The organism is Mizugakiibacter sediminis (assembly GCF_000953855.2).
Lineage (GTDB): Bacteria > Pseudomonadota > Gammaproteobacteria > Xanthomonadales > Rhodanobacteraceae > Mizugakiibacter > Mizugakiibacter sediminis.
The window spans coordinates 1-18,285 of the sequence record NZ_DF970211.1 but is presented as its reverse complement, the minus strand read 5'-3'; the positions used below and the strand labels follow the sequence as shown (position 1 = coordinate 18,285).

General features: G+C 72.4%; 16 protein-coding genes. 12 read left to right on the top strand and 4 right to left on the bottom strand.

The window, feature by feature from the left end; genetic code table 11:
• Positions 1-5 precede the first annotated feature (5 nt).
• The 11 genes from lpxA (at position 6) to ispA (ending at position 13,124) form a co-directional block, all read left to right on the top strand.
• The gene (gene lpxA, locus MBSD_RS09595; protein WP_062537127.1) at positions 6-776 is read left to right on the top strand and encodes an acyl-ACP--UDP-N-acetylglucosamine O-acyltransferase; all 771 of its coding nucleotides are present in this window, start codon (positions 6-8) and stop codon (positions 774-776) included.
• A gap of 345 nt (positions 777-1,121) precedes the next feature.
• Positions 1,122-2,351 carry a lipid-A-disaccharide synthase gene (lpxB, locus tag MBSD_RS09590; RefSeq protein WP_062537126.1) on the top strand — a complete coding sequence of 410 codons (1,230 nt, stop codon included), beginning with the start codon at positions 1,122-1,124 and terminating at the stop codon, positions 2,349-2,351.
• Positions 2,352-2,414: 63 nt separating this feature from the next.
• Entirely contained in the window at positions 2,415-4,139 is a 1,725-nt protein-coding gene (locus tag MBSD_RS09585; protein ID WP_187300622.1) for a sulfatase-like hydrolase/transferase, read from the top strand.
• The gene (gene rnhB, locus MBSD_RS09580; protein WP_237071779.1) at positions 4,136-4,726 is read left to right on the top strand and encodes a ribonuclease HII; all 591 of its coding nucleotides are present in this window, start codon (positions 4,136-4,138) and stop codon (positions 4,724-4,726) included. Before MBSD_RS09585 ends, rnhB begins: the two co-directional genes overlap by 4 nt.
• 146 nt (positions 4,727-4,872) lie before the next feature.
• Positions 4,873-5,283, top strand: coding sequence for a hypothetical protein (locus MBSD_RS09575; protein WP_148667857.1), 411 nt, complete (start codon positions 4,873-4,875; stop codon positions 5,281-5,283).
• 78 nt (positions 5,284-5,361) lie between these two features.
• Entirely contained in the window at positions 5,362-8,862 is a 3,501-nt protein-coding gene (gene dnaE / locus MBSD_RS09570; RefSeq protein WP_062537123.1) for a DNA polymerase III subunit alpha, read from the top strand.
• Positions 8,863-8,913: 51 nt separating this feature from the next.
• Positions 8,914-9,873, top strand: a complete 960-nt coding sequence (locus MBSD_RS09565; protein WP_062537122.1) for an acetyl-CoA carboxylase carboxyltransferase subunit alpha — start codon at positions 8,914-8,916, stop codon at positions 9,871-9,873.
• Positions 9,874-9,910: 37 nt separating this feature from the next.
• Positions 9,911-11,224: a tRNA lysidine(34) synthetase TilS gene (gene tilS / locus MBSD_RS09560; protein WP_062537121.1), complete on the top strand. Its 1,314-nt coding sequence runs from the start codon at positions 9,911-9,913 to the stop codon at positions 11,222-11,224.
• A 110-nt stretch (positions 11,225-11,334) separates the two neighbouring features.
• Positions 11,335-11,769 (top strand): hypothetical protein, encoded by a 435-nt coding sequence (locus MBSD_RS09555; RefSeq protein WP_062537120.1) that lies wholly within the window; start codon positions 11,335-11,337, stop codon positions 11,767-11,769.
• An 82-nt stretch (positions 11,770-11,851) separates the two neighbouring features.
• Positions 11,852-12,112: an exodeoxyribonuclease VII small subunit gene (locus tag MBSD_RS09550; RefSeq protein ID WP_062537119.1), complete on the top strand. Its 261-nt coding sequence runs from the start codon at positions 11,852-11,854 to the stop codon at positions 12,110-12,112.
• Positions 12,113-12,221: 109 nt separating this feature from the next.
• Entirely contained in the window at positions 12,222-13,124 is a 903-nt protein-coding gene (gene ispA, locus MBSD_RS09545; RefSeq protein ID WP_062537118.1) for a (2E,6E)-farnesyl diphosphate synthase, read from the top strand.
• 63 nt (positions 13,125-13,187) lie between these two features.
• Here ispA and MBSD_RS09540 read toward each other — a convergent pair whose 3' ends face one another.
• Together MBSD_RS09540 and pmbA are read right to left on the bottom strand one after the other, a co-directional pair.
• Complete coding sequence (locus MBSD_RS09540) at positions 13,188-13,577, bottom strand: DUF4870 domain-containing protein (RefSeq protein ID WP_062537117.1); 390 nt, start codon at positions 13,575-13,577, stop codon at positions 13,188-13,190.
• Positions 13,578-13,652: 75 nt separating this feature from the next.
• Positions 13,653-15,005, bottom strand: coding sequence for a metalloprotease PmbA (pmbA, locus tag MBSD_RS09535; RefSeq protein WP_062537116.1), 1,353 nt, complete (start codon positions 15,003-15,005; stop codon positions 13,653-13,655).
• Between the two features lie 320 nt (positions 15,006-15,325).
• Between pmbA and yjgA the strand changes: the two genes are divergently transcribed.
• Positions 15,326-15,862 carry a ribosome biogenesis factor YjgA gene (yjgA, locus tag MBSD_RS09530; protein ID WP_062537115.1) on the top strand — a complete coding sequence of 179 codons (537 nt, stop codon included), beginning with the start codon at positions 15,326-15,328 and terminating at the stop codon, positions 15,860-15,862.
• Between the two features lie 80 nt (positions 15,863-15,942).
• Here yjgA and tldD read toward each other — a convergent pair whose 3' ends face one another.
• Positions 15,943-17,382, bottom strand: a complete 1,440-nt coding sequence (gene tldD / locus MBSD_RS09525) for a metalloprotease TldD (RefSeq protein ID WP_062537114.1) — start codon at positions 17,380-17,382, stop codon at positions 15,943-15,945.
• A gap of 95 nt (positions 17,383-17,477) precedes the next feature.
• Positions 17,478-18,285, bottom strand: an 808-nt coding sequence (locus MBSD_RS09520; RefSeq protein WP_272898337.1) for a YhdP family protein, incomplete at its 5' end; no start/stop codon positions are given.

The following is an 18,285-nucleotide window of genomic DNA, read 5'->3' as shown; positions in this document are numbered from 1 at the left end:
CCGCCATGATCCATCCCACCGCGATCGTCGACCCTTCCGCGAAACTGGCCGCCGACGTCGAGGTCGGCGCGTACAGCATCATCGGCGCCGACGTCGAGATCGGCGCCGGCACGCGCATCGGCCCGCACGTCGTCGTGCAGGGACCGACGCGCATCGGCCGCAACAACCGCGTCTGGCAGTTCGCCTCGCTGGGCGCCGACCCGCAGGACAAGAAGTTCCGCGGCGAACGCACCGAACTGGTGATCGGCGACGGCAACACCATCCGCGAGTTCGTCACCCTGAACCGCGGCACCGGCGACGGCGGCGGCGTCACCCGCATCGGCGACGACAACTGGATCATGGCCTACGTGCACATCGCGCACGATTGCCAGGTCGGCAGCCACACCATCCTCGCCAACAACGCCACGCTGGCCGGCCACGTCGAGGTCGGCGACCACGTCATCCTCGGCGGCTTCACCGGCGTGCACCAGTTCTGCAAGATCGGCGCGCACGCCTTCAGCGCGATGTGCTCGGCGATCAACCGCGACGTGCCGCCGTTCGTCTACGCCGCCGGCCAGTTCGCCGTGCCGCGCGGCGTCAACAGCGAAGGCCTGAAGCGCCGCGGTTTCACGCCGGAGCGCATCGCCGCGATCAAGCGCGCCTACCGCACGCTGTACATGGCCGGCCTGCAACTGAACGAGGCGATCGCCGAGCTGGAGGCGCAGGCGCGGGACAGCGCCGACGTCGCCGAGATGCTTGCCTTCATCCGCAGCAGCGAGCGCTCGCTGGTGCGATGAGCGCGGGACTGGGGCAGGCTACGCCAGCGACCTGGCGGCGCAAGTGCCCGTATGCATGCCACGAGCCGGGCGGGTATCCATTGAAAACCGCACCCGCTCGGCCCTCATGCCCAGCCAACGGCGTCCGTTCGCGCTGAGCACGGCTTGCGTCGGCAAGCGAAGCCGAAGCGCAGGCGAGCCCTTCGACTGCGCCCCTGCGGGCCGTCGCTTATCCTGAGCTTGCCGAAGGACCGGCACCGGACGGTCACGGGGCCGCTGCGCATCCGGCCCACCCGGAAACTGCGGGATGGATTCCCGCCGTTGCAGGAAAGACTGCTCGTTCATAGACCCATAGACGATCCCGCCATGCCCCCGCAGTTCACGCGTGCCCGCCCCCAGCCCGCCCCAGAGCCCCGCCCTCCCGTCTTCGCCCTGATCGCGGGCGAGGCCTCCGGCGACCTGCTCGGCGCGGACCTGGTCGCGGCGCTGCGCCGCCGCCATCCGCAGGCGCGCTTCGTCGGCATCGGCGGACCGCGCATGGCCGCGCAAGGCTTCGAGGCCTGGCACGACATCGCCGCGCTGTCGGTGATGGGGCTGGCCGAGGTGCTGCGCCACCTGCCGCGCCTGCTGCGGCTGCGGCGCACGCTGGCGGCGCGCCTGCTGGCGCTGCGTCCGGACGTGACGATCGGCATCGACGCGCCGGACTTCAATCTCGGCCTGGAACGCCGTCTCAAGCAGGCCGGACTGCGCACGGTGCACTACGTCAGCCCGTCGGTGTGGGCCTGGCGCGAGCGGCGCGCGGCGAAGATCGGCGCCAGCGCCGACCGCGTGCTGTGCCTGTTTCCGATGGAGCCGGAGATCTACGCGCGCCACGGCGTCGACGCGCGCTTCGTCGGCCATCCGCTGGCCGACCGCTTTCCGCTGCACCCCGATCGCGCCGCCGCGCGCGCGGCGCTCGGCCTGCCCGCGGACGCGCCGGTGCTGGCCGTGCTGCCGGGCAGCCGGCCGGGCGAGATCGCGCGGCTGGCCGGCATCTTCCTCGACGCCGCGCGGCGCGTGGCCGCGGCCGTGCCCGGCCTGCGCGTCGTCATCCCCGCCGCCGATGCCGCCTGCCGCACGGCGATCGAACAGCGGATCGCCGCATCCCCGCCGTCTCCCGTCTCGCGTCTCTCGTCTCCCGTGCTCCTCGACGGCCGCGCCCACGAGACACTGGTCGCCGCGGACGCCGTGCTGCTCGCCTCCGGCACCGCCGCGCTGGAGGCGATGCTGGCCAAGCGGCCGATGGTGGCGGCCTACCGCATCGCCCCCGCGAGCTACCGGCTGGTGCGCGCGCTGCGCCTGCTGAAGACCGACGTGTACACGCTGCCCAACATCCTCGCCGGGCGGCGCGTCGTGCCGGAACTGATGCAGGACGCCTGCACGCCGGCCGCGCTGGCCGATGCCCTGCTCGGCCTGCTGCGCGACCCTGTGGCTGCCACCGCACAGATCGCCGAATTCGAGTGCCTGCACGGGCTGCTCAAGGCCGGCGCCGCCGACGGCGCGGCCGGCGCCGCCGCGGAGGCGGTGGACGAACTGCTGCGGCCCGCCGCCGCCTGAACGCCGCGCGACCGGCCTATTGACGCTGCCGGGACGCCGGCACAGCATCCGCGCCGGATGAACATGACAGTGCGGTTACCGGGGGAGTGGCGGCACGCGCAACGCTGGGCGACGGCGGGCGCCGTTTTCGTGTTCATCGCCGTGCTGGCCTTCGGGCCGCTGATCGAGCACTCGCTGCTGGAGCGCGCGTTCACCGCCGCACTCTACCTCGCGCTGGGGCTGCTGCTGGTCGCGCTGAGCGGCCGCTTCGCCTTCGGCCTGGCCGCCGCCGGCCTGCTGACGCTGGTGCTCGAGGTCGCCGCGCATCTCAAGTACAAGTACCTGACGACGCCGCTGCTGGCGCCGGACCTCGTCTACATGATCAACGCGGACACGCTGCGCACGATGTCGCGCTATCCGCTGCTGGTCGGCGCGGCCTCGGCGGCCGCGCTGTGCGTGCCGCTGCTGCTGTGGCTGGCGTGGCGCATGGAACGCGTGCCGCCGTTCGCGCACCGGCGCCGCCCGTGGCTGACGCGCGCGCTGCTCGCCGCGTTCGCGCTGCTCGCCGCCGGCGAGGCGATGAGCACCACCGGCCCGTTCGCCGAGGCGCATGCCAAGGGCATGTGGCTGGCGATGACCGATGCCAGCCTGATCACCGATTTCCTGATCTCGTTCCGCGCCACCAGCGTGCGCGCCCCGGCGTATCCGCCGCAGGCCGCCGACGCGTACGACTGGAAGCGCGGCGATGCCGACGCCGGGGCCGGCGCCGCCCTGCATCCGCGCCCGGACATCGTCGCGGTGCTGGAGGAGAGCACGTTCGATCCGCGCATCCTCGCCGCCTGCACGCTGCGCCTGTGCGACCGCCGCATGTTCCACTCCGACCGCCGCACGCTGGCGCACGGCCTGATGGTCGTGCACACCTGGGGCGGCGGCACCTGGACCAGCGAGTTCTCGTTCCTCACCGGCCTCTCGCACGAGGAGTTCGGCCCCGCCGGCCTGTACGCACCGTTCAACCTGGCGCCGCGCATCCGCTACACGCTGCCGCGCGTGCTGCGCGCCAACGGCTACCGCACGGTGGCGATCTACCCGACCGACGGCGACTTCCTCAACGGCCGCAACGCCTACGCCGAGTACGGCTTCGACGCGTTCTACGGCGGCGAGCAGGTCGGCCTGGGCTGGGAATCGACCGACGCCGACCTGCTGCGCGTGTTCGCGCGCGTGTACGCCGAGGAGAAGGCCAAAGCCAACGGCCAGCCGCTGTTCCTGTTCATGCTGACCCTGCACCAGCACGGCCCGCACATGACGCCGTACGCCAAGCTGCGCGCGCCCTACGACCGCCCGCTGTTCGCCGGCCGGATGGACGACTGGCAGAACCTCAACCTCGCCAACTACCTCGAGCGCCTGGACCAGTCCGACCGCGCGATGGCGCGCCTCGAGGACATGCTGCGCGCCAGCGGCAAGCCGGTGCTGCTGGTGCACTTCGGCGATCACCAGCCCTCCTTCGACGGCGCCATCAACGGCATCGCCAAGCGCCTGCCGTCCGGCATCGCCGATCCCAGCCGCGTCACCTACTACATGCTGAAAGGCTTCGCCACGCCGCTGCGGCGCTACGACTATCCGGTGCTCGACCTCGCCTATCTCGGCGGGCTGGTGCTGGACGCGGCGGAGCTGCACAAGGACGCCTTCTTCACCGCCAACGCGCTGCTGCGCGAGCGTTGCCGCGGCCGCTACCTCGACTGCGGCCAGCGCGCGTTGGCCGACTCCTACCGCGCCGACGTGTTCGGCCAACTGAAGGATCTCGACGAGTGAGCGGAAGCCTGGTCGCCGGCGTGGACGAAGCCGGCCGCGGGCCGCTGGCCGGGCCGGTCGCCGTCGCCGCGGTGATCCTCGATCCGGCGCGGCCGATCGACGGCCTGGCCGACTCCAAGCGCCTCAGCGAGACGCAGCGCGACGCGTTGTATCCGCTGATCGTCGAGCGTGCGCTGGCGTACGCGGTGGTGCTGGTCGAGGTCGCCGAGATCGACCGCCACAACATCTTCCGCGCCACCATGCGCGGCATGGCGCGCGCGGTCGCGCAGCTCGCGCGCGTGCCGCACGAGGTGCTGGTCGACGGCAACAAGGTTCCGGGCGACCTGCCCTGCCCGGCGCGCGCGATCGTCGACGGCGACGCGCTGGAGCCGGCGATCAGCGCGGCGTCGATCCTGGCCAAGGTCACCCGCGACCGCCACATGCGCGCGCTGGACGCGCGCCATCCCGGCTACGGCTTCGCCCGCCACAAGGGCTACGGCACGCCCGAGCACCTCGAGGCGCTGGCGCGGCTCGGCCCCTGTCCCGAACACCGCCGCAGCTTCGCGCCGGTGGCGGCGTTGCTGGCGCCCGGCCTGTTCGATACATGAACGGCCGCGTTTGCGCAACGTCACCTCCGCCGCCACGCCGGCGCCCGCGAAAGCATCTACAATGGCGGCAGGGACCGAGGCCCATCGCCGCAAGGCAGCGCCCACGGATCCGGACGCCGCCGCGGCACACGCGCAGGAGTCCGATCATGATCGCGCCCAGCCCGCCCTCCACTCCGAGCACGCCCCTTCTCGGCGACTTCAGCCGGCTCGATCTCGCCGATTGCGTCGCCCAATTGCGCGACATGCTGGCCGATCCCGACTGGCAGAGCGCCTGCCCCGAACCGGAGCGCCTGCGCCAGTTGATCGAGCGGCACGACGCCCAGGGCGAGCAGACGCCGCTGCCGCTGGACGTCGCCCTGCTCGCCGCCGCCTACGGCGACTTCTGCCGCTTCCGCCGCGAACTGGCGGCGAAACTGAACGCGCCCGACGAGCGCGCACTGCATCCCAGCCCGGAAGAATGGCTGCAGATGCGCCTACGCCAGTATCCGGGCGCGGCGGCCGCGGCGACCATGTACGCCGACTACCATCTCGGCGGCGACCGCTTCCGCGTGAGCTGAGCGCGCCGCCCGCGCTGTCAAGCTTGCCGGCCCCGGGCCTGCTGGCTAGGCTTGCCCTGCACATCCCTCCGCAGGCTCATGTCCGCCGGCTTCGTCCACCTCCATCTGCACAGCGAGTACTCGCTGGTGGATTCGACCATCCGCATCCCCGCGCTGGTCGAGGCCTGCGTGCGCGCCGGCATGCCCGCGGTGGCGCTGACCGACGAGAGCAACCTGTTCGCGCTGGTGAAGTTCTACAAGGCGGCGAGCGCGGCGGGGCTGAAACCGATCGTCGGCTGCGACCTGTGGCTGGCCGATGCCGCCGATGCGGCGCGGCCGCACCGCCTGACCGTGCTGTGCCGCGACCGCGCCGGTTATCTCAACCTGTCGCGGCTGATCTCGCGCGCCTGGCGCGAGGGCCAGCACGGCGGCCGCGCGCTGGTCGATCCGGCCTGGCTGGACGAGGCCGCGCCGGGACTGTTCGCCCTGGCCGGACGCGACAGCGCGATCGGCCGCGCGCTGCTCGCCGGGCAGGTCGAGGACGCGCACGCGCAGGCCGAGCGCCTGCGCGGGCTGTTCGATCAGCGCTTCTACCTCGAGCTGACCCGCACCCGCCATCGCGACGAGGACGTCTTCAACGCGCACGCGCTGGAACTGGCGTCGGCGCTGGATCTGCCGGCGCTGGCCAGCAACGACGTGCGCTTCCTCGAACGCGGCGACTTCGAGGCGCACGAAGCGCGCGTGTGCATCCACCAGGGCCGCGTGCTCGCCGACCCGCGCCGCCCGCGCGACTACACCGAAGAGCAGTACCTGAAGACGCCGCAGGAGATGGCCGAGCTGTTCGCCGACCTGCCGGAGGTGCTGGAGAACACCGTCGAACTGGCCAAGCGCTGCAACGTCGAGCTGAGCTTCGGCACCTACTACCTGCCGGCGTTTCCGGTGCCGCCCGAGCACACGCTGGACACCTACATCCGCGCACAGGCGCAGAGCGGCCTGGAAGCGCGCCTGGCCGCCCACCCGCCCGCGCCCGGCCACACGCGCGAGGACTACGCGCAGCGCCTCGCCACCGAGCTGGACGTCATCGTCAAGATGGGGTTCCCCGGCTACTTCCTGATCGTGGCGGACTTCATCAACTGGGCGAAGCAGAACGGCATCCCGGTCGGTCCCGGCCGCGGTTCCGGCGCCGGCTCGCTGGTCGCCTACGCGCTCGGCATCACCGACCTCGACCCGCTGCGCTTCGACCTGCTGTTCGAGCGTTTCCTCAATCCCGAACGCGTGTCGATGCCGGACTTCGACGTCGACTTCTGCATGGACCGCCGCGACGAGGTGATCGACTACGTCGCACGGAAATACGGCCGCGACCACGTCAGCCAGATCATCACCTACGGCACCATGGCGGCGAAGGCGGTGGTGCGCGACAGCGGCCGCGTGCTCGGCATGGGCTACAACCACGTCGACGGCGTGGCCAAGCTGATCCCCAACACGCTGGGCATCTCGCTGGACGAGGCGCTGAAGGAATCGCAGGAGCTGCGCCAGCGCTACGAGGGCGAGGACGACATCCGCGAGCTGATCGACCTGGCGCGCAAGCTCGAGGACCTCACGCGCAACGCCGGCAAGCACGCCGGCGGCGTGGTGATCGCGCCGGGGCCGCTGACCGACTACGCGCCGCTGTACAGCGAACCTGGCGGCGGCGGCGTGGTCACGCAGTTCGACAAGGACGACGTCGAGGCGGTCGGCCTGGTCAAGTTCGACTTCCTCGGCCTGCGCACGCTGACCATCATCGACTGGGCGGTGAAGGCGATCAACGCGCGGCGCGCGCGCGCCGGCGAGGCGCCGCTGGACATCGCGCAGCTGCCGCTCGACGACCCCGCCACCTACGCGCTGCTGAAACGCTGCGAGACCACCGCGGTGTTCCAGCTCGAATCGCGCGGCATGAAGGAGCTGGTGAAGAAGCTGCAGCCCGACGTGTTCGACGACATCGTCGCGCTGGTCGCGCTGTTCCGCCCCGGCCCGCTGCAGTCGGGCATGGTCGACGACTTCATCGACCGCAAGCACGGCCGCGCCGCGGTCGATTACCCGCACCCTGCGCTGGAACCGATCCTGCGCCCGACCTACGGCGTGATCGTCTACCAGGAACAGGTGATGCAGATCGCGCAGGTGCTGGCCGGCTATTCGCTGGGCGGCGCCGACCTGCTGCGCCGCGCGATGGGCAAGAAAAAGCCGGAGGAGATGGCCAAGCAGCGCGCCATCTTCGAGGCAGGCGCGGCGAAGAACGGCATCGATGCGCGGCTGGCGACCTCGATCTTCGACCTGATGGAGAAGTTCGCCGAGTACGGCTTCAACAAGTCGCACTCGGCCGCCTATGCGCTGGTCGCCTACCAGACCGCGTGGCTGAAGGCGCACTACCCCGCCGAGTTCATGGCCGCCACGCTGTCGGCGGACATGGACAACACCGACAAGGTGGTCAACTTCCTCGACGAGGCCAAGGCGATCGGCCTCGGCGTGCTGCCGCCGGACGTCAATGCCAGCGCCACCATGTTCGAGGCGCTGGACGCCAACATCATCCGCTACGGCCTCGGCGCGATCAAGGGCGTCGGCCGCGGCGCCTGCGAGGCGATCGTCCAGGAGCGCGCGGCGCACGGCCCGTACCGCGATCTGCTGGATTTCTGTCGCCGCGTCGATCCGGCCAAGCTCAACAAGCGCGTACTGGAGGCGCTGATCCTGTCCGGCGCGCTGGACGGCCTCGCGGCCAACCGCGCCACCCTGATGGCGCAGCTGCCGGAGGCGATGAAGGCCGCCGAGCAGCAGCTGCGCGACCGCGTCGCCGGCCAGCACGACATGTTCGGCGCGGCCAGCGCGGCGCCGACGCCGATCGAGCTGCCGACGGCCGCCGACTGGCCGCTGGAGCAGAAGCTCGCCGGCGAACGCGAGACGCTCGGCCACTACCTGTCCGGCCATCCCACCGACGCCTGGCGGGACGTGCTGGCGCAGCTCGCCACCTGCCCGCTCGGCGAGATCGAACAGCGCTACCAGCCACCGCGGCCGCGCCGCGACGACGGCGACGAAGGCAACCGCTTCCGCCGCGGCCCGGAAACGCCGTGGATCGTCGCCGGCCAGGTGGTCGCCGTGCGCAAGCGCGGCGACGCCATGGCCTTCGTGCAGATCGAGGACGGCAGCGGCCGCATCGAGGTCAGCTTCTTCCGCGAAGCCTGCCAGGAATACGGCCCGCTGCTGACCCGCGACGCCCTGCTGGTGATCGAGGGCGGGCTGTCGATCGACGAGTTCGCCGGCGGCTTCCAGTTGCGCGCACGCCGGGTGTGGTCGCTGGGCGAGGCCTGCGAACGCCACGCGCGGCTGCTGCGCGTGACCCTGAACGGGGTCGGCCCCGGCTTCGCCGAGACGCTCAAGCAGGCGCTGGCCGCCTACCGCGGCGGGCAGACCCCGCTGCGCCTGGCCTACGCCAACACCCGCGGCCGCGCCGAGCTGGAGCTGGGCGACGCCTGGCGCGTCCGCGCCCAGCCCGATCTGCTGCGCGCGCTGGCCGCCCTGCCCGGGGTGCTGGGCACCGAACTCAAGCTGGCCCGGCCCGCCGCGAGCTAGCCGGCCCCGGTCGCGCTATACTCGCGCCCTTTGTTGCGCGAACGGTCGCGAATGAACCCCAATTTCCTCGATTTCGAGCAGCCGATCGCCGAACTGGAAGCCAAGATCCAGGAGCTGCGGCACGCCAGCCACGGGCAGGCGTTCAACATCGAAGACGAGATCGGCCGGCTGAAGGAAAAACTGCAAGCCAAGACCGCCGAGATTTTCCGCGACCTGACGCCATGGCAGGTGACGCAGCTCTCGCGCCACCCGGCACGCCCCTACACCAACGACTACATCGCCGCGATCTGCGACGAGTTCCACGAGCTGGCCGGCGACCGCGCCTTCGCCGACGATGCCGCCATCGTCGGCGGCCTCGGCCGCATCGACGGCAAGCCGGTGATGATCATCGGCCACCAGAAGGGCCGCGACACCAAGACCAAGGTGCGCCGCAACTTCGGCATGCCTCGCCCCGAGGGCTACCGCAAGGCGCTGCGGCTGATGAAGCTGGCCGAGCGCTTCGGCCTGCCGGTGCTGACCTTCATCGACACCCCCGGCGCCTATCCCGGCGTCGGCGCCGAGGAGCGCGGCCAGAGCGAGGCGATCGCGCGCAACCTGCTGGAGATGGCCGAGCTGCGCGTGCCGGTGATCTGCACGGTGATCGGCGAGGGCGGCTCCGGCGGCGCGCTGGCGATCGGCGTCGGCGACCGCACGCTGATGCTGCAGTACGCCACCTACTCGGTGATCTCGCCGGAAGGGTGCGCCTCGATCCTGTGGAAGAGCGCGGAAAAGGCCCGCGACGCCGCCGAGGCGCTCGGCCTGACCGCGCCGCGCCTGAAGGAGCTCGGCCTGATCGACGAGATCGTGCCGGAGCCGCTGGGCGGCGCGCACCGCGACCCCGAGGCGATGGCCGCCACGCTGAAGTCGATCCTGCTCGGCACCCTGGCCGAGCTGGAGCCGATCCCCGTCGCCGACCTGCTCGAACGCCGCTACCAGCGCCTGCGCGGCTACGGAGCCTTCAGCGAAGGCTGAAGACCGCAGGCGCGGCGCCGCGATCGGGAACGCCGCCATGGTCGCAAGCCTGACCGCATGCCTGCAGCACGCACTCGCCGCCCGCGCGGCGGGGCCGCTGTGCGTCGGCTACAGCGGCGGCCCCGACTCCACCGCGCTGCTGCACGCGCTGGCCGCGCTGCCCGAGGCGCGCGCGCGCGGGTTGCGCGCGCTGCACGTCGATCACGGCCTGCACGCCGACAGCGCGCGCTGGGCCGCGCACTGCCGCGCGTTCGCCGCGGCGTTGCAGGTGCCGCTCGCCGTCGTGCGCGTCGAAGTGCCGCGCGGGCGCGGCGAAGGGCTGGAAGCGGCGGCGCGCGAGGCGCGCCATGCCGCGTTTGCCGCCGAGCTGCGCGAAGGCGAGACGCTGGTGCTGGCGCAGCACCGCGACGACCAGGCCGAGACGGTGCTGCTGAAACTGCTGCGCGGCGCCGGTCCGGAGGGCCTGGGCGGCATGCGCGGCGAACGCGCCTTCGCGCGCGGCCGGCTGTGGCGTCCGCTGCTGGCGCTGCCGCGCGCGGCGCTGGCCGGCTACGTGCGCGCGCACGCCCTGCCCTGCATCGAGGATCCGGCGAACGCCGACCCCGCGCTGGCGCGCAGCTTCCTGCGCCGCGAGATCCTGCCGCGCCTCGCGCAGCACTGGCCGCAGGCGCCGCAGGCGATCGCCCATGCGGCGGCGGCCTGCCGCGACGCCGCCGACTACCTGGTGCGGGAAGCCGCGACGGCGCGCGCGCGCCTGCAGGGTCTCGACCCGGCGACGCTGGACGCCGCCGGCTGGGCCGCGCTGCCGGCGGCGCTGCGCACGCCCGTGCTGGAAGGCTGGCTGCGCGAACTCGGCCTGCCCGCGCCCGCCCGCGCGCAGGCGGCCGAGCTGCTGCGCCAGATCGAAACCTGCGCCGCCGACCGCGTGCCGCGCATCGCCTGGCCGGGCGCGGAGCTGCGCCTGTGGCGCGGCCTGCTGTACGCGATGGCGCCGCTGCCGGAGGCGCCGCGCGACTGGCGCACGCCGTGGGACGGCGCGGCGCTGCAACTGCCCGCGCACGGCGGCGTGCTGACGCTCGAGGCCGAGGCGCCCGCGCCTCTGGACATGCCGCTCGAAGTGCGCGTCGGCGCGAGCGGCGTGCGCTTCAAGCCGGCCGGCGACCGCCACACGCGCGAGCTGCGCGATCTCTACCAGCAGGCCGGCGTGCCGCCCTGGCAGCGCGCGCGCTGCCCGCTGATCCACGCCGCCGACGGCACGCTGCTGGCGGTGGCCGACCTGTGGTGCAGCGAAGCCGGCGCGACGCTGTTCGAGCGCCTGGCCGCGCGGCCGCGCTGGATGCCGGGTTGCTGAACGCCGCACGCATCCCGGCGTTCAGCCGCGGTACGCTCGCCCTCGCCTAGCGTGGCCGCCGCAACGGTCGCCGCGCCAGCGGCCCGCCATCACCCCAAGGGGAGACCGCCATGACGATCCGTACGACCCCCCGCGCGCTCGCCGTCGCTCTGGCCCTCGCCTGCGCGCTGCCCCTCGCCGCCTCCGCCGATCCGCCGCCGTGGGCGCCGGCGCACGGCTATCGCGCCAAGCACCGCTACGTGTATTACCCCTCCGCCGAGGTGTACTACGCGCCCGACACGCGCATGTGGTTCTGGCTGAGCGGCGACGACTGGAGCTTCGGCGCCAGCCTGCCGCTGGACTACCAGCCCTACGTGCGCAGCGGCGGCGTCTCGCTGGAGCTGTACAGCGACCGTCCCTACGTCGATCACACCTACGTGGTCGAGCACTACGGCGGCCATCGCCCGGACTTCCGCGACCGCGACCGCGGCCGCAGCCGTGGCGACGACGACGACAGCCACGGTCACGGCAACGGCCGCGGCAAAGGCCGTCACGGCGGCGGCTGAGCGCCGGCGCCTTCGCGCGCCGTCGCCGCCCCGCACGGCGCGCGATTGATTCCCGCCGGGGGCTGCGCTAGCTTTGCGCGCCATGGCGAAGCCCGCACCCGCAGCCGAATCCCCGACGCCGATCGCGCAGTTCGAGCATTCGCTGGACGAACTCGAGCAACTGGTCGCGCGCATGGAAACGGGCGAACTCAGCCTGGACGAATCGCTGCAGTCGTTCGAGCGCGGCATCGCCCTGTACCGCAGTTGCCAGAATGCGCTGGAGCAGGCGGAACTGCGCGTGAAACTGCTGCTCGACCCGGACGCGCCCGCCGGCGCGACGCCGTTCGAGGCGCCCGACGCCTGAGCGCATCGCCGCGCGGCGCCGGCGCCGCTTCCCGTCACCCCGTCCGCGTCGACCGGCCGCCGCACGCCGCGGTCGAAACGGTCCGCGCACCGCACACCCGAGGTCCATCGTGGCAACCCGTCCCTCCGCGCCCGTCCCGTCGCTGCAGACGCTGATCGCACGCGCGGACGCCGCGCTGGCGCGCGTGCTGCCGCCGGAGGAGCAGCCGCCGGCCGAACTGCATCGCGCGATGCGCTACGCCGTGCTCGGCGGCGGCAAGCGGCTGCGGCCGCTGCTGGTGTACGCGGCCGGCGCCGCGCTCGGCGCGCCCGACGCGGCGCTGGACGCGCCGGCCTGCGCGGTCGAACTGATCCACGCCTACTCGCTGGTGCACGACGACCTGCCGGCGATGGACGACGACGACCTGCGCCGCGGCCGCCCCACCTGCCACATCGCCTTCGGCGAGGCGACGGCGATCCTCGCCGGCGACGCGCTGCAGGCGTTGGCCTTCGAACTGCTGGCGCGCGACGCCGCGCCCGGCGTCGACGCCGCGGCGCGCGTCGAGATGCTGCGCACGCTGGGCGCGGCCTGCGGCGCCGAGGGCATGGCCGGCGGCCAGGCGCTGGATCTCGCCGCCGTCGGCAAAACGCTGACGCTGGCCGAACTCGAACGCATGCACGCGTACAAGACCGGCGCGCTGATCCGCGCCTCGGTGCGCCTGGGCGCGCTGGCCGGCGGCGCCGATGCGGCCACGCTGGCGGCGCTGGACCGCTACGGCCATGCCGTCGGCCTGGCCTTCCAGGTGCAGGACGACATCCTCGACGTCGAGGGCGCCACCGAAGTGCTGGGCAAGACCGCCGGCAAGGACGCCGCCGCCGCCAAGCCGACGTTTCCCTCGATCCTCGGCATGGCGGCCTCGCGCCGCCGCCTCGCCGAACTCACCGAAGCCGCGCTGGACGCGCTGCGTCCGCTGGGCGCGCGCGCGGCGACGCTGGCCACACTGGCACGCTACGCCGCCGAACGCGCGCACTGACCGCCGCGCAAAAGAAAACGGCGGGCCGTGCCCGCCGTTTCCCGCCGCCGACCGCCGGCGACCTCAGTTGACCAGGCGCAGCGCGAACGGATAGCGGTAGTGTTCGCCGTTGTTGGCGCGGATCGCCGCGATCACCACCAGGATCAGCGCGGCGATGCCGACCAGCCACAGCAGCAGGAAGCCGATCAGGATCAGCATCAGCGCGAAGCAGGCCAGCACCGCGATCGCCACGGTGATCTGGAAGTTCAGCGCTTCCTTGCCCTGTTCGTCGACGAACGGCATCGTCTCCTTCTTCATCTGCCAGATGATCAGCGGCGCGATGATCGAGCCGAACGGAATGATGAACCCGATCAGCGCCGACAGATGCGCGAACATCGCCCACTGGCGTTCTTCCGCGCTCGGCATGGCGGACGCGGCCGGCGGCGTGGTGGCGGATTCCGGTGGCACACTCATGGTTCGCTTCCTCCCAAGCGCAACATGCGCCGCGTCACTGTCCGGGGGCGAACCCGCGCTGTCAAGCGCCCGCGGTCATTCCCCCGCCACCGTCATCCGCTCGACCAGGATCGAGCCGGTGAGGATGTGCGAACGCGGGTCGACGTCGCTGCCGACGGCGACGATGCCGGCGAACATGTCGCGCAGATTGGCGGCGATGGTGATCTCCTCCACCGGGTAGGCGATCGCGCCGTTCTCCACCCAGAAGCCGGCGGCGCCGCGCGAGTAGTCTCCGGTGACGATCGATACGCCCTGCCCCATCACCTCGGTGACGACGAGGCCGCTGCCCATGCGCTTCAGCAGCGCGGCGAAGTCGTCGCCGCCCGGCGCCACCACCAGGTTGTGGATGCCGCCGGCATTGGCGGTGGTCGTGAGGCCGAGCTTGCGCGCCGAATAGCTGCCCAGCACGTAGCGCTGCAGCACGCCGCCCAGCACCAGCGGCGATTCGCGCGTGGCCACGCCCTCGGCGTCGAACGCGGTGGAACCGTGGCCGCGCGGCAGGTGCGGGCGCTCGACGATGTCGACGAACGCCGGCAGCACCTGGCGGCCGGCGTGGTCGAGCAGGAAGCTGGCCTTGCGATACAGCGCGCCGCCGCTGACCGCATGCACCAGATGCCCGATCAGCGAACGCGCCACCTCGGGCACGAACAGCACCGGGCACTGGCGCGTCGACAGCTTGCGCGCACCCAGCCGCGCCACCGTGCGCTCGGCGGCCTTGCGGCCGAGTTCGGCGGCGGGCATGAAATCCGCCGCCGCGCGCACGCTGTCGTACCAGTAGTCGCGCTGCATGCCGGCGTCGTCCTCGGCGATCAGCGCGCACGACAGCATGTGCCGCGTGCCGCGCTCACGGCCGACGAAGCCGTGCGAGTTGGCGTACACCGCCAGCGTCTCGCCGGCCTGCACCGCCGCGCCTTCGGAATTGCTGATGCGCGGGACGGCGCGGCCGGCATCCTCGATCTCGACGCCCAGCGCGATCGCGCGCTCGACGTCGATGTCCCACGGATGCCAGAGGTCGAGCTCGGGGAATTCGCGCGCCATCAGCGCCGCGTCGGCGAGACCGGCCGCCGGATCCTCCTCGGTGTAACGCGCGATCGCGCAGGCCTGGCGGATGCTGGCCTCGATCGAGTCGGGCTGCAGGTCGGCGGTGCTGGCCGAGCCCTTGCGACGGCCGAAGTAGACGGTGATGCCGAAGCCGCGGTCGCGCGTGCGCTCGACCGTCTCCACCTCGCCCAATCGCACGCTGACGTTCAAGCCGGTGTCGATGCTGGCCGCGACCTCGGCCTGCGAGGCGCCCGCGGCGCGGCAGCGCCGGATCACGTCCTCGGCGAGTTCGGCGAGCCGGTCCAGTTCGTCAAGGCTGCGGTCGGGTGCGATCGGTCGGGTGTTCACGCGTGTGTCCAGGTGGGGTTGGCGTTGCGGGATGAGGGCGTCAAAAGTCGAAGGTCGAAAGTCGAAAGTCGAAGGTCGAAGGTCGAACCGGTCGAGCGCGGGGTGCCGCAACCGTTCGTCCCGAGCGCATAACCGCGGGACCGAAGTCGAAAGATGCTCGCGCCGCCCTTCGACTCCGCTTCGCTACGCTCGGGGCGAACCCGGATCCAAGCGCTGCACATCGCACCGGCATACCCCGCTTGCCCGCCTCCCGTCTCCCATCTCCCGTCCTTCGACGTTTGACGTTTGACCTCCGCCCCACGACCACCGACGATTAAGCCATGCGCCCGCATCCGCCGCACCACGCCACGCCCGAGGCCGACGACCTCGCTCCCAGCCGCAGCCAGCGGCGCCGCGACGCGCTGGCCGTGCTCGAGCTGGCGGAAGCGCTGGTGGCGCTGCCGCCGGCCCGCCTCGATGCGTTCGGCCTGCCCGAGGACGTGCGCGCCGAGATCGACAACGTGCGCCGCATCACCGCGCACGTGGCGCGCAAGCGGCAGCTCGCCTACCTGGCCAAGCTGATGCGCCGCCACGGCGAGGAGGCCTTCGCCGAAGCGCGCGCCGGCCTCAGCCACGACCGCGACCACCAGCGCCGCGAAACCGCCACCTTGCACCGTTTCGAGGCGTTGCGCGAGCGACTGCTCGGCGAGGGCGACGCGGCGCTGACCGAACTGCTCGCCCGCCACCCGCACGCCGACCGCCAGCACCTGCGCGCGCTGATCCGCCAGGCGCGCGCCGAGCGCGAGCAGAACAAGCCGCTGCACGCCTACCGCGAACTGTTCCGCGCGCTGCGCGAACTGTCCTCGGACGCGGATTGACGCGGATCGCCGCGGAGGCTTGCGCTCCCTCCGCGTTCATCCGCGCAAACCCGTGGCAAACAAAATGCCTTTCCGCGCACTCACGCGGCGGTGCCGCCGACGGTCATGCCATCGACGCGCAGGGTCGGCTGGCCGACGCCCACCGGCACGCTCTGCCCGTCCTTGCCGCACACGCCCACGCCCTCGTCCAGCTTGAGGTCGTTGCCGACCATGCTGACGCGGGTCAGCACGTCCGGGCCGGAGCCGATCAGGGTCGCGCCCTTCACCGGCCGCGTCACCTTGCCGTCCTCGATCAGGTAGGCCTCGCTGGCCGAGAACACGAACTTGCCGTTGGTGATGTCGACCTGGCCGCCGCCGAAGTTGACCGCGTACAGGCCGCGCTTGACCGAGCGCACGATCTCCTCGGGATCGCTCGCGCCGGCGCGCATGTAGGTGTTGGTCATGCGCGGCATCGGCAGGTGCGCGAACGACTCGCGGCGGCCGTTGCCGGTGGGCTTCATGCCCATCAGGCGCGCGTTCATGGTGTCCTGCATGTAGCCGGCCAGCACGCCGTTCTCGATCAGCGTGGTGCACTCGGTGGGCGTGCCCTCGTCGTCGACGCTGAGCGAGCCGCGCCGGCCCGGCAGCGTGCCGTCGTCGACCACGGTGACGAGGTCGGAGGCGACGCGCTGGCCCATGCGGCCGGCGAACGCAGACGTGCCCTTGCGGTTGAAGTCGCCCTCCAGGCCGTGGCCGATCGCCTCGTGCAGCAGCACGCCGGGCCAGCCGGGGCCGAGCACCACGGTCATGGTGCCGGCGGGGGCGTCGACCGCCTCCAGGTTGACCAGCGCCTGGCGCACGGCCTCGCGCGCCCACGCCTGCGGCTTGCCGTTGGCCAGCAGCTCGCGGTAGTCGAAGCGCCCGCCGCCGCCGACGTGGGCCTGCTCGCGGCGGCCGTTCTGCTCGACGATCACCTGCACGTTGAAGCGCACCAGCGGGCGCACGTCGGCGGCGAGGTGGCCGTCGGAAGCGGCGACCAGCACCGTGTCCAGCGCCGCGGCCAGGCTGACCACCACCTGGGCGACGCGCGGATCCAGCGCGCGGCAATAGGCGTCGATCTCGCGCAGCAGGGCGATCTTGGCGGCGTTGTCCAGGCTCTCCACCGGGTCGACCGGCGGATACAGCGCGCGGGCGCCGCGCAAGGCCAGCGGCCGGCCGGCGCCGTTGCCGCCGTGGGCGATGGCGCGCGCGGCGCGCGCGGCCTCGACCAGCTGCGGCAGCACGATCTCGTCGGAATAAGCGAAGCCGGTGCGCTCGCCGGCGATGGCGCGCACGCCGACGCCCTGCTCGATCGAGTGGTGGCCTTCCTTGACGATGCCGTCCTCCAGCACCCACGACTCCGAGCGCGAGTGCTGGAAATAGAGGTCGGCCGCGTCGATCGACGGCCCCATCAGCTGCGCGAACACGCGCTCGAGGTCGCCGGCGGCAAGCCCGCCCGGGCGCAGCAGCCGCTGCTCGGCCAGCGCAATCAAACCGTCCATCTTGGGGGGTGTCTCGTGCGACCCGTGCATGGATCGCGATATGGGGATGCCACCCTACGGGCTAAACCCCGGGCCGGCAAGCGCGGGCCGCCCCGTCAGGGCACGTTCTTGTTTACGCTCGGCTTTTCTTCCGGCTTCACCTCGGCGCCCTTGGCCACCAGGGTGATCTGCGGTTTCTCCCAACTGCCGCCGATGTGATAACGCGCGGCCGCCGCCTTGTTGAGGCCCTTGCCCAGCAGGCCCTGCACCGCCAGACCCGCGGCGGCGCCGACCGGTCCGCCGGCGATCGCGCCCACCACCGGCAACGTGCCGCCGACGTGCGGGATCACCACCACGGTCTGGTCGTAGTCCCTGGCCTTGAGGCCGGTGCGGCCGCTGACGGTGATGTCGGCGGCCGGGCCCTTGATCTGCAGGCCCTGCGTCCAGGCGCTGCCGTCCTTGAACGTCACCTCGCCGTCGATGGTGTTGAAGCTGAAGCCCTGGCGGAAGATGTCGCCGAAGTCGAGCGTCAGGCGGCGCGGCAGCTCGCGGACCGAGAACAGGCCGAACAGGCGGCCGACGCCGGGGCTGACCTCGGGGATGCGGCCGTTCTTGACGGCGATCTTCAGCACGCCGTCCAGCCGCGCCAGGTCGAACGCGGTCGGCGCGCCCGGCCAGCCGGCGACGATGTGCGCCTGCGTCTCGCCGCCGCTGAACACGCCGGCGTAGCCGAAGGCGTCCAGCATCTTGCCGAGGTCGTCGGCGTAGAAGTCGAGGGTGAAACCGGAGCGGCTGGCGGCGGCGTTGCCGACCCAGTCGCCGCTGGCGCGCAACTGCACGCTGGGCGAGCGCGTGTCGAGCTGCTCGACGTGCATGCCGGCGGCGGTGGGATAGCTCTCGAAGCGCGCCTCGCCGAGGTTCGAC

What these genes read in the sequence shown, in the direction of transcription:
- dnaE (WP_062537123.1), top strand. Translation starts at nt 5,362, where the DNA reads ATGTCCGCCGGCTTCGTCCACCTCCATCTGCACAGCGAGTACTCGCTG.
- MBSD_RS09585 (WP_187300622.1), top strand. Translation starts at nt 2,415, where the DNA reads ATGACAGTGCGGTTACCGGGGGAGTGGCGGCACGCGCAACGCTGGGCG.
- tldD (WP_062537114.1), bottom strand. Translation starts at nt 17,382, where the DNA reads ATGGACGGTTTGATTGCGCTGGCCGAGCAGCGGCTGCTGCGCCCGGGC.
- MBSD_RS09565 (WP_062537122.1), top strand. Translation starts at nt 8,914, where the DNA reads ATGAACCCCAATTTCCTCGATTTCGAGCAGCCGATCGCCGAACTGGAA.
- MBSD_RS09550 (WP_062537119.1), top strand. Translation starts at nt 11,852, where the DNA reads ATGGCGAAGCCCGCACCCGCAGCCGAATCCCCGACGCCGATCGCGCAG.
- MBSD_RS09575 (WP_148667857.1), top strand. Translation starts at nt 4,873, where the DNA reads ATGATCGCGCCCAGCCCGCCCTCCACTCCGAGCACGCCCCTTCTCGGC.
- MBSD_RS09540 (WP_062537117.1), bottom strand. Translation starts at nt 13,577, where the DNA reads ATGAGTGTGCCACCGGAATCCGCCACCACGCCGCCGGCCGCGTCCGCC.
- yjgA (WP_062537115.1), top strand. Translation starts at nt 15,326, where the DNA reads ATGCGCCCGCATCCGCCGCACCACGCCACGCCCGAGGCCGACGACCTC.
- tilS (WP_062537121.1), top strand. Translation starts at nt 9,911, where the DNA reads ATGGTCGCAAGCCTGACCGCATGCCTGCAGCACGCACTCGCCGCCCGC.
- MBSD_RS09555 (WP_062537120.1), top strand. Translation starts at nt 11,335, where the DNA reads ATGACGATCCGTACGACCCCCCGCGCGCTCGCCGTCGCTCTGGCCCTC.
- lpxA (WP_062537127.1), top strand. Translation starts at nt 6, where the DNA reads ATGATCCATCCCACCGCGATCGTCGACCCTTCCGCGAAACTGGCCGCC.
- lpxB (WP_062537126.1), top strand. Translation starts at nt 1,122, where the DNA reads ATGCCCCCGCAGTTCACGCGTGCCCGCCCCCAGCCCGCCCCAGAGCCC.